Origin of the sequence: Streptomyces sp. NPDC020747 (genome assembly GCF_044334695.1) — a bacterium.
Taxonomy (GTDB): domain Bacteria; phylum Actinomycetota; class Actinomycetes; order Streptomycetales; family Streptomycetaceae; genus Streptomyces.
On the sequence record NZ_JBIRTJ010000004.1, the window covers coordinates 567,970 to 582,806 of the forward strand.

Annotated in this window: 6 protein-coding genes, 1 tRNA gene and 1 rRNA gene; 1 reads left to right on the plus strand and 7 read right to left on the minus strand. The window is 68.9% G+C overall.

Features of this window, described 5'->3' with window-relative positions; translation table 11 throughout:
* Positions 1-35: 35 nt before the first annotated feature.
* From ACH4YP_RS15190 to ACH4YP_RS15205, 4 genes are all read right to left on the minus strand, one after another.
* Entirely contained in the window at positions 36-878 is an 843-nt protein-coding gene (locus tag ACH4YP_RS15190; RefSeq protein ID WP_361059254.1) for a RodZ domain-containing protein, read from the minus strand.
* Positions 879-1,167: 289 nt separating this feature from the next.
* Complete coding sequence (locus tag ACH4YP_RS15195) at positions 1,168-3,924, minus strand: DNA translocase FtsK (protein ID WP_398490816.1); 2,757 nt, start codon at positions 3,922-3,924, stop codon at positions 1,168-1,170.
* Positions 3,925-4,177: 253 nt separating this feature from the next.
* Positions 4,178-4,864 (minus strand): response regulator, encoded by a 687-nt coding sequence (locus ACH4YP_RS15200; protein WP_361059258.1) that lies wholly within the window; start codon positions 4,862-4,864, stop codon positions 4,178-4,180.
* Between the two features lie 297 nt (positions 4,865-5,161).
* Complete coding sequence (locus tag ACH4YP_RS15205; protein ID WP_361059260.1) at positions 5,162-10,648, minus strand: HAMP domain-containing protein; 5,487 nt, start codon at positions 10,646-10,648, stop codon at positions 5,162-5,164.
* Positions 10,649-10,969: 321 nt separating this feature from the next.
* Between ACH4YP_RS15205 and ACH4YP_RS15210 the strand changes: the two genes are divergently transcribed.
* Positions 10,970-13,717, plus strand: a complete 2,748-nt coding sequence (locus tag ACH4YP_RS15210; protein WP_361059266.1) for a SpoIIE family protein phosphatase — start codon at positions 10,970-10,972, stop codon at positions 13,715-13,717.
* Between the two features lie 72 nt (positions 13,718-13,789).
* Here ACH4YP_RS15210 and ACH4YP_RS15215 read toward each other — a convergent pair.
* From ACH4YP_RS15215 to rrf, 3 genes are all read right to left on the minus strand, one after another.
* Positions 13,790-13,862 (minus strand) — tRNA-Thr (locus ACH4YP_RS15215).
* A gap of 93 nt (positions 13,863-13,955) precedes the next feature.
* Entirely contained in the window at positions 13,956-14,618 is a 663-nt protein-coding gene (locus ACH4YP_RS15220; RefSeq protein WP_361059268.1) for a DegT/DnrJ/EryC1/StrS family aminotransferase, read from the minus strand.
* A gap of 114 nt (positions 14,619-14,732) precedes the next feature.
* Positions 14,733-14,837, minus strand: a 5S ribosomal RNA gene (gene rrf / locus ACH4YP_RS15225); the annotation flags it as partial.

The following is a 14,837-nucleotide window of genomic DNA, read 5'->3' on the forward strand; positions in this document are numbered from 1 at the left end:
GTCCCTTGAGGTCGCTTGTCCGACCTCCGGGTCGCTCAGCCGACCTCGGGGTCGCCCTTCGTGTAGGTGAGGCGCTCGACCCCACCCGCCTGGAACTCGTCCTCGATCTTCTTGCCGTTGACGTAGAGCTGGAGCGCGCCCGCGTCACCGAGGACGAGGTCGATCTTCTCCTTGTCCTGGAAGGTCTTGGAGTCGCCCTGCTTCAGGAAGCCGTCGAAGAGCAGCCGGCCGTTGTGGTCCTTGGCGGAGATCCAGCTGCGCCCGTCGGGGGCGGTCACCTGGACGGTCACCTTGTCCTGCGGCGCGGCCGCGATGGCGCTGTCCGACGGGTCGGGCTTGGGGTCGACGGGCTTGGTCGGGGTCGGCTTGGTCTTGACGGGCTTGCTGGCGGTGGGCGTGGATCCCTCGGCGACCTGCGTCTTCGAGCCGTCCGAGTCGTCCTTGACCATCGTGAACCCGACGAAGGCGATCACCGCGACGATCGCGGCGACCATGGCGGCGGTCCAGTTGGGTCCCCGGCGCTCCGGACGGATCCGCTCGGCCTCGAACATCGGTGCCGCGGGGGTCGGCGCGGGCCGCCCGCCGTGATCGTCGTCGTACTGCGCGAGGAGCGGCGCCGGATCGAGGTCGACGGCACGCGCCAGCGTCTTGAGGTGACCGCGCGCGTACACGTCGCCGCCGCAGGGCGTGAAGTCGTCCTGTTCGATCGCGTGCACGATGGCCATGCGGACCCGGGTGGCGTTACTGACATCGTCGACCGTCAGCCCCGCCGCGATGCGCGCCTGCTGCAGAGCACGGCCGATCGAAGGGCGATCACCCTTTTCGATGGGAGGCTCGTCCTGAGGGGAGTTGTCGTCAGGGGAGTTGCCGATGGACACGGGGGCGCCTTTCGAGCGTGTAGCCACCTGTGCTGGAGGTTCAGTCTAGGGGGGTTGTGAAAGGGTGGGGCAACCGGGCGGTGGGACTTTGTACGCCATCAGAACGGCTGGTCATCCTGATGGTGGGACACGTGCCTTTCCCTTCCCTCAACTTGACGTGCGACGAAGGGAAACGGTTGCTCACGGTTCCCTTACGGGTGAGTCACGTTCGAATCACCCACGTGGCCCTGACGTGCTCACCCACGTGGCCGTGGCCCATCCGCAAGAGGAATCGGACTTCCCCGTTTCTCTACGGATGAGCCTCCCCACGGATCACCGCGAGCACTCCGTCCAGCTCATCAGGTTTCACAAGAACATCACGTGCCTTGGAACCCTCGCTCGGACCGACGATGTTGCGGGACTCCATGAGGTCCATCAGCCGGCCGGCCTTGGCGAACCCGACGCGCAGCTTGCGCTGGAGCATCGAGGTGGACCCGAACTGCGTGGAGACGACCAGTTCGGCGGCCTGGCACAGCAGGTCGAGGTCGTCGCCGATGTCCTCGTCGATCTCCTTCTTCTGCTTGGTGCCCACGGTGACGTCTTCCCGGAAGATCGGCGCCATCTGGTCCTTGCAGTGCTGGACGACGGCCGCGACCTCGTCCTCGGTGACGAAGGCGCCCTGCATACGGGTCGGCTTGTTCGCCCCCATCGGCAGGAACAGCCCGTCGCCCTTGCCGATCAGCTTCTCGGCGCCGGGCTGGTCGAGGATGACCCGCGAGTCCGCGAGCGACGACGTGGCGAAGGCGAGCCGCGACGGCACGTTCGCCTTGATCAGACCGGTGACGACGTCCACGGAAGGCCGCTGTGTGGCGAGCACCAGGTGGATGCCGGCCGCACGCGCGAGCTGCGTGATACGCACGATCGAGTCCTCGACGTCCCGTGGCGCGACCATCATCAGGTCGGCGAGCTCATCGACGATCACCAGTAGGTACGGATAGGCCTTGAGCTCCCGCTCGCTGCCTTCCGGCGTCTTGAGCTTGCCGTCGCGGATGGCCTGGTTGAAGTCGTCGATGTGCCGGTAGCCGAACGCCGCCAGGTCGTCGTACCGCAGATCCATCTCCCGTACGACCCACTGCAGCGCCTCCGCGGCCCGCTTCGGGTTGGTGATGATCGGCGTGATGAGGTGCGGGATGCCCTCGTACGCGGTCAGCTCGACGCGCTTGGGGTCGACGAGGACCATGCGCACGTCCTCGGGGGTCGCGCGGACCATGACGGACGTAATCAGGCAGTTAATGCACGAGGATTTACCGGAACCGGTCGCTCCGGCCACCAGGACGTGCGGCATCTTCGCCAGGTTGGCCATCACATAGCCGCCCTCGACGTCCTTGCCGAGCGCGACCAGCATCGGGTGGTCGTCCTCTGCGGCGTCCGCGAGGCGCAGCACGTCGCCCAGGTTGACCATCTCGCGGTCGGTGTTGGGGATCTCGATACCGACCGCCGACTTGCCGGGGATCGGGCTGATGATCCGCACGTCCGGGCTGGCGACGGCGTACGCGATGTTCTTGGCGAGCGCCGTGATCCGCTCGACCTTCACGGCGGGGCCGAGCTCGACCTCGTACCGCGTGACCGTCGGACCGCGGGTGAAGCCCGTGACGGCGGCGTCGACCTTGAACTCCATGAAGACGTTCGTGAGCGAGGCGACCACGGCGTCGTTGGCGGCGCTGCGTGTCTTGCCGGGGCCGCCGCGCTCCAGGAGGTCGAGCGACGGCAGGGAGTAGGTGATGTCGCCGGAGAGCTGCAGCTGCTCGGCGCGCGGAGGCAGGTCGCGCGCGGTCTCGGGAGCGGGCTTGGTCAGGTCGGCGACCTCGGCCTTGAGCATCTCCTGCTTGGGCTTGGCGCCCTTGGCACGCGCGGCGGGCACCGGCGTCGGCTCCCCGCGCCGGCCCGTGTCCTGTCCGCCGGTGTCCGGACGGTCGCCGCGATCCGCACCGACGCCCTGCGTCAGATCGGCCACCAGCGCGCTGGGAGGCATCCCGTGCATCACGGCGCCGTCGAGCGCCGCCGCGGCGGCCGCGGCCACGTCCACGGCGTCCATGGGCCTGTCCAGCGCGGGCTGCTGCACGGCAGGCCGCCTGCGGCGGCTCCGGCGCGCGGAGAGAGCCTCCTGCTCGGCACCGTCCGGGTCGTACTCCTCGGGCGCCGCCCGGCGCCGCCGGGGGCTCGCGGGCAGCGCTTCGCGCCACTGGTCGTCGTAGCGCTCGTCGTCCTCGTCGAAGCCGTCGTCCGTCACCGGAGGGTGTACGAGGCCGAGCCGGGCGCCCAGCATGCGCAGGCGCTGCGGAATGGCGTTGACCGGCGTCGCGGTGACCACCAGCAGCCCGAAGACCGTGACCAGCGCAAGGAGCGGTACGGCGAGGACCTCGCCCATCGTGTACGTCAGTGGTGTCGCCGCACCCCAGCCGATGAGCCCGCCCGCGTCCCTTATCGCCTGCATGCCGTCGCTGCGCGCGGGTGCCCCGCAGGCGATGTGGACCTGGCCGAGCACACCGATGGCGAGCGCGGAAAGGCCGATCACGATGCGGCCGTTGGCCTCGGGCTTCTCGGGGTGCCGGATGAGGCGCGCGGCGATGACCCCGAGCAGTATCGGCACGAGCAGGTCGAGGCGGCCGAAGGCACCGGTCACCAGCATCTCGACGAGGTCGCCCACCGGACCACGGAGGTTGGACCAGGTCCCGGCCGCGACAATCAGTGCCAGCCCGAGCAGCAGCAGCGCGAGACCGTCCTTTCGATGCGCCGGGTCGAGCCCCTTCGCGCCCCGCCCTATGCCGCGGAACACGGCGCCGACGGCGTGCGCGACCCCCAGCCACAGGGCGCGCACCAGCTTGTACACGCCCCCGGTCGGGTTGGGCGCCGGCTTCGGAGGCGCGGCTTTCTTGGCCGCGGCCTTCTTCGCGGGCGCCTTTTTCGCCGGAGCTTTCTTCGCGGGGGCCTTCTTCGCCGCAGCCTTCCTCGGAGCGGCCGCCTTCTTCGCGGGCGCCTTCTTGGCTGCGGACTGACGTGAGGCCATGGGTGTGAGGTTACCGGTGGAGACCACTGCGGACACGTGTGCCTACTGCTTCACCCGTTCGTGTCGCCCACACAGGGCGCCGAACTGACGCCGCCTCAACCGACGAAGTCCCGTAAGGAATGCGGGGCGGCGGCATGTGCGGCTCCGCAGCGTGGGCGCGATCAGTGCCCGCCAACCCGCAAGCCACGAACCGGCCTTGGCCAACCCGGCGTGGCGTGCCGGGCGGCCCGCCGGATGGGCTCGGCCGCTCGGCTCAGTTCGGCGAGGGCAGCGAGGCCGCCCCGTTTCCCGTCCCCGGCTCCAACGCGTCCAGCGCCCGGCGCAATCCCGTGAGTTTGCGTTCGAGATGGGCCGCGGTGGCCACCGCGGCCGCGTCCGCCGAGTCGTCGTCGAGCTGTTTGGAGAGGGCCTCGGCCTGCTCCTCGACAGCCGCGAGTCGCGCGGAGAGCTCGGCGAGCAGTCCGGCCGGCTCCTTGGAGTCGCCGACCGCCGCCTTGCCGCCACCGCCTTCGAGCTGGAGCCGCAGCAGCGCGGCCTGCTCCCGGAGTTGGCAGTTCTTCATGTAGAGCTCTACGAAGACCGAGACCTTCGCGCGCAGCACCCACGGGTCGAACGGCTTCGAGATGTAGTCCACCGCACCCGCCGCGTACCCCCGGAAGGTGTGGTGCGGGCCGTGATTGATCGCCGTGAGGAAGATGATCGGGATGTCCCGGGTCCGTTCTCGCCTCTTGATGTGCGCGGCGGTTTCGAAACCGTCCATGCCCGGCATCTGGACGTCCAGCAGAATGACCGCGAAGTCGTCCGTGAGCAGTGCTTTGAGCGCTTCCTCCCCGGAAGATGCCCGAACCAGTGTCTGATCGAGCGCGGAGAGAATCGCCTCCAGCGCCAGCAGATTCTCCGGCCGGTCATCGACCAGGAGGATCTTGGCCTTCTGCACCATGGCCCGCCCTCCTCGCCCCGGCAGTGCACCGGGCGCCGCCCCAGGGGACGACTCCCTTGCGTCGCCCGTCCTTGTGCCGGTCATGGTAGCCGCACCCCGCCTGTCGCCACACCCTGTCACCGCGATGTCACTGTGCACGTAGCAGAAACGTAGCGGGAGACCAGAAGGTTCCCCGAATCCCGGGTCTCTACACCGCCTCGGGCACACTGAGTCAACAGCCCGGCGTGCCCGGGCGACCGACCCAACACCCCTGGCCACCGGGCTGTTCCCGGTCGGCCGATCACTCCTGCCACCCTGTCACTGTCCGCGCATCCACTGCTGCATCACCGCGAGCAGATGATCGGGATCGACCGGCTTCGTCACATAGTCGGAAGCGCCCGACTCGATCGCCTTCTCCCGGTCGCCCTTCATCGCCTTCGCGGTGAGCGCGATGATCGGCAGCCCGGCGAACTGGGGCATCCGACGGATCGCCGTCGTGGTCGCGTATCCATCCATCTCGGGCATCATGATGTCCATCAGGACGACCGTCACATCGTCGTGCTGTTCCAGCACTTCGATGCCCTCGCGGCCGTTCTCGGCGTACAGCACCGACAGTCCGTGCTGCTCCAGGACGCTGGTGAGCGCGAACACGTTGCGGATGTCGTCGTCGACGATCAGCACCTTCTCGCCCTCGAAGCGGATGACGGCGCGCGAGTGCACGGACGTCTCCTCGCCGCCGACGGTCCAGGAATCCCGGGCCTGCGTCTGAGGCCCCGGAAGGGCGGGCCGCTGCTGGGCCGAGGGCATCGCCCTGCGACGCCGCCTGAAGAGCGCGGCGGCCCCGTTCTGGGTCTCCTGGTACGACTTGACCTCGGCGGGGGTCTCCACATGCCCCCCGTTCTCGTCGTCCGAGCCGGCCGGAAGCGCCCCGTTCTCCATGGGCGTACCGAGTTGCGGATAGCCCTGGGGGGGCAGTTCGCTCGGGTGCAGCGGCAAGTACAGCGTGAACGTCGAGCCGCGTCCCGGTTCGCTCTGCGCGTGGATCTCGCCGCCCAGCAGCCGCGCGATCTCCCGGGAGATGGACAACCCCAGTCCCGTACCGCCGTACTTGCGGCTCGTCGTGCCGTCCGCCTGCTTGAACGCCTCGAAGATCACCCGCATCTTGCTGGCCGCGATCCCGATTCCCGTGTCCGCCACGGAGAACGCGATCAGATCGGCGTCCGCGTCCCGCAGCGAACCCGCCTCCAGGAGCTGTTCCCGGATGGCGACCGGCACCTCCGCGCCCGCGGGCCGGATGACCAGTTCGACCGCTCCGGAGTCGGTGAACTTCACCGCGTTGGAGAGCAGGTTGCGCAGCACCTGGAGCAGCCGCTGTTCGTCCGTGTGCAGCGTGGCCGGCAGCTCCGGCGACACACGTACGGAGAAATCGAGGCCCTTCTCTGCCGTCAACGGACGGAAAGTGGCCTCTACGTAGTCGACGAGTTGGACCAGCGCGATGCGTGTCGGCGACACGTCCATCTTGCCCGCCTCGACCTTCGACAGGTCGAGGATGTCGTTGATCAGCTGGAGCAGGTCGGAACCCGCGCCGTGGATCGTCTCGGCGAACTCGACCTGCTTCGGGGTGAGGTTGGAGTCCGCGTTGTCGGCGAGCAGCTTGGCCAGGATCAGCAGCGAGTTGAGCGGCGTACGCAGCTCGTGCGACATGTTGGCGAGGAACTCGCTCTTGTAGCGCATGGAGACCGCGAGTTGCTCGGCGCGCTCCTCCAGGACCTGCCGCGCCTCCTCGATCTCGGTGTTCTTCACCTCGATGTCGCGGTTCTGCTGGGCCAGCAGCTCGGCCTTCTCCTCCAGTTCGGCGTTGGACGCCTGGAGGGCCTTCTGCCGGTTCTCCAGCTCGGCCGACCGCTCCCGCAGCTGCTCGGTCAACTCCTGCGACTGCTTGAGCAGTACCTCTGTCTTCGTGTTGACCGCGATCGTGTTGACGCTCGTCGCGATCATCTCGGCGATCTGGCTGAGGAAGTCCTTCTGGATGTGCGTGAACGAGTGGAACGACGCCAGCTCGATCACACCGAGCACGGTCCCCTCGAAGAGCACCGGCAGCACGATGACATGCGCGGGAGGCGCCTCACCGAGCCCGGACGCGATCTTCAGGTACCCCGGCGGCACGTTCTCCACGAGAATCGTCCGCCTCTCCTTGGCGGCCGTCCCGATCAGCGTCTCACCGGGCCTGAACGACGTCGGCATGGAGCCCATGGAGTACCCGTACGACCCGAGCATGCGCAGCTCGTACGAGTCGTCGTGCGCCGCGCCCACGTCCTTGCCGTCGTCCAGCGGCATCGCCAGGAAGAACGCGCCGTGCTGGGCCGAGACCACCGGAGTCAGTTCGCTCATGATCAGCGAGGCCACGTCGGCGAGGTCGCGCCGGCCCTGCATCAGACCGGAGATCCGGGCGAGGTTGCCCTTCAGCCAGTCCTGCTCCTTGTTGGCGATGGTGGTGTCGCGGAGGTTGGCGATCATCTTGTTGATGTAGTCCTGAAGTTCCTGGATCTCGCCGGAGGCGTCCACGTCGATCTTCAGGTTGAGGTCGCCACGGGTCACCGCGGTCGCCACGCGCGCGATGGCACGCACCTGCCGGGTGAGGTTCCCGGCCATCTCGTTCACCGACTCGGTGAGGTCGCGCCAGGTGCCGTCGACGTCGCGTACGCGCGCCTGGCCGCCCAACGCTCCCTCGGTGCCCACCTCCCGGGCGACCCGGGTGACCTCCTCGGCGAACGACGACAGCTGGTCGACCATCGTGTTGATGGTGGTCTTCAGCTCCAGGATCTCGCCGCGCGCGTCGATGTCGATCTTCTTGGTCAGGTCGCCCTTGGCGATGGCCGTGGTGACCATCGCGATGTTGCGCACCTGGCCGGTCAGGTTGGACGCCATACCGTTCACGGACTCGGTGAGGTCCTTCCACGTACCGGACACGCCCGGTACGCGCGCCTGGCCGCCGAGGATGCCGTCCGTGCCCACCTCGCGGGCCACCTTGGTGACCTGGTCGGCGAACGAACTCAGCGTCTTCACCATGGTGTTGAAGGTGTCGGCGAGCTGCGCGACCTCGCCGCGGGCCTCGATCGTCACCGTCCTGGTCAGGTCCCCGTTGGCGACGGCCGCGGCGACCTGGGAGATGTTCCGCACCTGCACGGTCAGGTTGTTGGCCATCAGGTTGACGTTGTCGGTGAGGTCCTTCCAGATGCCCGTGACCCCCGACGCGTGCGCCTGGCCGCCCAGGATGCCCTCGGTGCCCACCTCGCGGGCCACCCGGGTCACCTGCTCGGCGAACGACGACAGCTGGTCGACCATTGTGTTGACGGTCGTGACCAGTTCGAGGATCTCGCCCTTGGCGTCGACGGTGATCTTCTTGGACAGGTCGCCCATGGCGACGGCGGTCGTGACCTCGGCGATGTTGCGCACCTGGATCGTCAGGTTGTTCGCCATGAAGTTCACGGACTGCGTGAGGTCCTTCCAGGTGCCGGAGACACCCTGCACCTCGGCCTGCCCGCCGAGGATGCCCTCCGTGCCCACCTCGCGGGCCACCCGGGTCACCTGCTCGGCGAAGTTCGAGAGCTGGTCCACCATCGTGTTGAGGGTGTTCTTCAGCTCCAGGATCTCGCCGCGCGCGTCCACGTCGATCTTCTGCGACAGGTCACCCCGGGCCACAGCGGTCGCGACCTGCGCGATGTTGCGCACCTGGGCGGTGAGGTTGCCGGCCATGCCGTTCACGGAGTCCGTCAGATCGCGCCACACACCGGCTACGCCGGGCACCTGCGCCTGACCGCCCAGGCGGCCGTCCGTACCCACCTCACGGGCCACCCTGGTCACCTGCTCGGCGAAGGCGCTGAGCTGGTCGACCATCGTGTTGATGGTGTTCTTGAGCTCCAGGATCTCGCCGCGCGCGTCGACCTCGATCTTCTGCGACAGGTCACCCCGGGCGACCGCCGTCGTCACCTGGGCGATCTGCCGCACCTGGGACGTCAGGTTGCCCGCCATGAAGTTGACGGAGTCGGTGAGGTCCTTCCACGTGCCGGACACCCCGTCCACGCGCGCCTGCCCGCCCAGCCGGCCCTCCGTGCCCACGTCACGCGCCATCCGCGTCACCTGGTCGGCGAAGGACGACAGCTGGTCCACCATCGTGTTCACGGTGTTCTTCAGCTGGAGCATCTCGCCGGAGACGTCCACGGTGACCTTCTGCGACAGGTCGCCGTTGGCCACCGCCGTCGTCACCTGCGCGATGTTCCTCACCTGTCCGGTGAGATTCCGGAACGCCGTGTTGACGGAGTCGGTGAGGTCCTTCCACGTACCGGCCGCGCCCGGCACCGCCGCCTGGCCGCCCAACTCACCCTCGACACCGATCTCCCGCGCCACGCGGGTCACCTCGGCACCGAAGCTCGACAGCTGGTCGACCATCGTGTTGACGGTGTTCTTCAGTTCCAGCATCTCGCCGGCGACCTCGACGCTGACCTTCTGCGACAGGTCACCGTTGGCCACGGCCGTCGTCACCGCGGCGATGTCCCGCACCTGAGTGGTGAGGTTCCGGAAGACCGTGTTCACCGAATCGGTGAGGTCCTTCCACGTTCCCGCCGCGCCCGGAACGTTCGCCTGCCCGCCGAGCCGCCCCTCGCCGCCGACCTCGTTGGCCACGCGGGTGACCTCGTCCGCGAACGTACGCAGTGTCTCGGTCATCTGGTTGATCGTCTCGGCGAGCTGCGCGACCTCGCCACGCGCCGACACGGTGACCTTCTGCGACAGGTCACCGTTGGCCACGGCTGTCGTCACCTGCGCAATCCCGCGCACCTGCGCGGTCAGATTGCCGGCCATAAGATTCACCGAATCGGTGAGGTCCTTCCACACGCCGGCCACACCCGGCACCTGTGCCTGCCCGCCGAGCTCGCCCTCGGTGCCCACCTCGCGCGCGACTCGCGTCACCTCTGAGGAGAAAGAGGACAGCTGGTCCACCATCGTGTTGACGGTGTTCTTGAGCTCCAGCATCTCGCCGGCCACGTGAACCGTGACCTTCCGGGACAAGTCACCCTTGGCGACCGCCGTGGTCACGAGCGCGATGTCCCGCACCTGAGCCGTCAGCCGGTACGCCATGGTGTTGACCGAGTCCGTGAGGTCCTTCCACGAACCGGACATCCCGCGCACCCGCGCCTGCCCGCCCAGCTTGCCCTCGGTGCCCACCTCGCTGGCCACGCGCGTGACCTCGTCGGTGAACGTCGACAGCTGGTCGACCAGGTTGTTGACCGTGCGCCCGACCTTCAGGAACTCCCCGCGCAGCGGATGCCCGTTCCCGTCCGCGGCCTGCGCCCGCAGCTCCATACGCGGCGACAGATCACCCTCCGCAACGGCGGACAGCACCCGTCCGACCTCGGAGACGGGCCGTACGAGGTCGTCGACCAGCGCGTTGGAGTTGTCGATCGCGGTGGCCCAGGAGCCCTCGCAGGCGCCCGACTCCAGCCGCTCCGTCAACTTGCCCTCACGGCCGACCATGCGCCGCACACGCGCCAGCTCGCCCGTCAGATGCAGATTCCGGTCGGCCACTTCATTGAAAACCGCCGCAATCTCGGACATCACGCCATCGCCCGAGACCGTGAGCCGCTTACGGAAGTTGCCGTCCCGCATCGACACCAGGGCCACCAGCAGCCTGTCCAGGGCGGCCGTGTCCACGTCGGTGGTGCCATTGCGCGGTTTGCGCTTGTTGCTCAGGGACTGTCCGCCTTTCGCGCGCGTTTTAGTGCCCCGCGTCGCTGCGCCAGACTCCACTGTGTCCCTCCCGCAAGGGTCGACCATTTACTGCTCGGCGTACTCGGGTACTACTGCTCGGTGTACTGAAAGGCACTCGGCCTGCCCGGACCTTCCCTTGAAGCTTGCCCAGTGTTTCACCATGGCTGAACCAGGCCATAACAGTTCGGCAGCTTCGCACATGGTCCGCACACACGCTCCGGAGTGGAAACAGTGGTGACCGGCATCCGCATGGACCGCGAAGGTAAGTAACCTTGCATGCGGCTGTCCAGCCACGCCGGTCCTTCCGGCCTGGGCGGTGGCACGAGCACGAGCGGGCAGGCATCGGAGGGGCACCGCACCATGACCACCGAACTGCATCCCGGGGGACCACCCCAGGATCCCCGGCCGACGGGGAACCAGCCCCTGCCACGGCAGGAGCGGGTCGGCCACGCAGCGCTGCCCTCCGACAACCGGACAAGGAGTTCTGTGATCACCGCGCGCGCGGCCGCCAGCTTCGATCCTGTCGGGCGGTCCGTCGCGACCGCTCGGTCCTTCGTCCGTGACACCCTCCAGGGTTGGGGCTTCGCCGACATCGTCGACGACGCCGTGGTCCTCACCAGCGAGCTTGTCACCAACGCCGTGGTGCACGCGGGCACGTCCGCCGACGTCCTGTGCCTGCGCAGCGACGAGGGCGTACGGATCGAGGTGGGGGACCGCTACCCGGAACGTGAGATTCCACTCCAGGCGACCGCCATCAACATGGGCAGCCCCGACCGCGAGGGCGGCCGCGGCCTCCAGCTCTGCGCCGCCCTGGCCGGCCGCTGGGGCGTCGAATACACGCCCACGCACAAGCAGGTCTGGTTCCAGCTGGAACTGCCGGAACGCTCGGTGGGCACCCGCACGGCCGGCCCCGCCCTCCCGGCCAACCTCCTCCCGCTCGCCGACGGCCGCGTACGCGTGGCGGTCATCCAGATCGACCGCACGGGCGCCATCAACGCCTGGAACGAGGACGCGGAGGAACTCTTCGGGTACGCGGCCGAGCAGGTCATCGGCAAGCCCCTCACCGACCTCGCGGCCTGGCCGCACACCCCCGGCACGAGCACCGGCATCGTCGAGGCGCTCCAACTCTCCCGCTGGGAGGGCAGCTACGGCCTGCGCGCCGCCAACGGCCGTGTGACGCCCGTCTACGCCTCGCATCTGCGCGTCCGGGACACCGGCGGCGAGCCGTCAACGGTCTGCCTGCTCGTCCGCGACCACGAACGCGCCGTCCTGCAGACCCCGTTGCGCGTCAACGCCTCGGACACGACGACCAGCTCAGAGGGCCAGGCGTCGGACCCCTTCGAGGTCTTCATCGGCTCGCCGGCCCCCGACGACCTGGACGGCCTCCTCCAGCGCACGGTGGAGCGCGCCCGCGACATGCTCGACGGCGACTCCGCCTTCCTCCTCCTGGCGACCGACGACGAAACGGAGCTGGAGGTCCGCGCCTCCACCGGCCTCCCCTCCGCCCGCCAGCGCTTCGCCCGCGTCCCCGTGGAAGCGGGCCCGGGTCGCTACGGCTCGGCCCGTATGCCCGCCGTACACGAGGACCTGACGGTCGTTCCGGGCGCCGTACCACTGCTCAGCGGCACGGGCATGCGCTCGGTCGTCACGGTCCCCCTCAAGGTCGAGGGCCGCCTCACCGGCTCGCTCGGCGTCGCGGCCGAGGCCCAGGGGCGGTACACGAACGAGGAGGCCCTGCGCCTCCAGTTCGCCGCCGACCGCATCGCGCTCGCCGTGGAGTCGGCACGCCTGGGCGAGCTGGAGCGCCTGCGCCGCGGCTCCCTGTCCTTCCTCGTCGAGGCCTCGGACCTCCTCGCGGGCACGCTGGACCGCGACCAGACACTGGCCCTGATGGCCCAGATGACGGTCCCGACCCTGGCCACCTGGTGCGCCGTCTACACGATCGCCGACCAGGCGTCGGATCCGTATCTTTCGTACGTCCTGCACGAGGACGAGGAGCGCATCGACGGCCTCAAGGCACTCCTCTCGAAGATCGCCCCTCCGGACCCCGTCCCGACCCCGGGCGCCCGCGTCTGGGGCGCCCCCGCGGAGGCCGCCCACCAGGCCGCCCTGCGCACCTCCATGCGCAGCCTCGGCCTCGGCGAGCCCGCCACCGTGAGCTCCGGCATCGGCACGACACTACAAACGGCCGCCGCGGTCGGCGGCGAGACCGTCGTACTCCCCCTGGTGGCCCGCAACCGCGTCATCGGCATGCTGACGCTCGGCAAGCCGTCGGACGAACACTTCCGCCAGGAAATCCTGGAACTCGCCGAGGACTTGAGCCGCCGGGCCGCCCTGGCCCTCGACAACGCCCGCCTGTACTCGGAGCGCACGGCCATCAGCCAGTCCCTCCAGCGCAGCCTCCTGCCCCCGGAACTCCCCCAGATCGACGGGGTGGAGGTCGAGGTCATCTACCGCGCGGCGGGCGAGGGCAACGAAGTCGGCGGCGACTTCTACGACCTCTTCCCCATCCGCGACGGCGCCTACGGCTTCGCCATCGGAGACGTCTGCGGTACGGGCCCGGAGGCGGCCGCGGTCACAGGCCTCGCCCGGCACGCGCTGCGGCTGCTCGCCCGCGAGGGCTTCGGCGGCCCGGCGGTCCTGGAGCGCCTGAACTCCGCGATCCTCGACGAGGGCGCCCGCAGCCGCTTCCTGACGCTCCTGTACGGGGAGTTGTGGCCCCAGGAGGACGGCTCGGCGCTCCTCAAGGTCGTCTGCGCCGGCCACCCGCTCCCCCTGCGCCTCCGCCAGGACGGCACGGTCGAACCGGCCGCCGAACCTCAGCCGCTCCTCGGCGTGATGGAGGACCTGGAGCTCTACGAGCAGACGATCACGCTCGATCCGGGCGACGTCCTGCTGTGCGTGACGGACGGCGTCACCGAACGCCGCGAGGGCACCCGCATGTTGGGCGACGACGGCCTCACCGACGTCCTCACCACCTGCACAGGCCTCACGGCCGGAGCCGTGGCCGCCCGCATCATGCGCGCGGTGGAACGCTTCGCGTCGGACGCCCCGTCGGACGACATGGCGATCCTCGCGATGCGCGTTCCCGGCCTCCAGAACGACTGAGCCCGCCCCGGAGAAACCGGCCCCGGACACACGAAAGGCCCCCGCCCACAAGGGCGGAGGCCTTTTTGTCTGAGCCCCCCAACGGAATCGAACCGTTGACCTTCTCCTTACCATGGAGACGCTCTACCGACTGAGCTAGGGGGGCCGGTTACCCTTCGAGGTCTCCCTCGCGGCAACGAAATAGATCATACCCCGAACGGCGGCGTGCTCCCAACCGTGTTCGACCCGCGTTCAACGCCTAGAAAGCGGGCTGCAGGAGCCCACCGAGCGCATTGCACGCGGACACCATCCGCTGCATCTCCCGCTTCGTGAGCGACGCGTCGACAGGCAGAGCCAGCGTCTCGTCGGCGGCCCGCTCAGTCTCCGGCAGGCAGACGTCCCGCCGGAACACGGGCATCCGGTGCACGGGCGTCTTCACCGGCACCCGGCACTCGATTCCCTTGGCCCGCACGGCCCGCGCGAAGGCGTCCCGGTCCGGCCGCCCGTTCCCAGGCACCCGCACGACGTACTGCTGGTACGTGTGTCCGATGCCGCGCACCGGCGTCCGCACACCCCTCAACCGCCCGTCGAGGAACGCCGCATGTGCCCTGCGCTCCTCGATCTCGCTGTACGGCGCTTCGGACTCGCCCTGCTCCAGCACGAGCAGCCCGTGCCGCTGTCCGACGTCCCGGAGCCGCGCGATGTCGGCGGGCCGACCAAAGCGGTGTACGGCGACGACAGCGACCGTCCGCGGACCGACGGCCGCGTTCACCTCGGCGGCGTCCAGGCAGTACGTGCCCGGGTCTATGTCGGCGAAGACCGGCATCGCACCGGCCTGCATCACGGCCTCGGCGACCTCGACGTTGCCGAACGCCGGCACGATGACCTCGTCACCGATTCCCACGCCCGCGGCCCGGAGCATTGCAGCAGTACCCATGTGTCAGATGTTGGTCGCGCAACGTGAACTCCAAGTGACGCACAACAAAAAAGAGCTGGTCCCTGAACCGAAGTTCAGGGACCAGCTCTATTAATAATCGTTCGGCGGCGTCCTACTCTCCCACAGGGTCCCCCCTGCAGTACCATCGGCGCTGTAAGGCTTAGCTTCCGGGTTCGGAATGTAACCGGGCGTTTCCCTCACGCT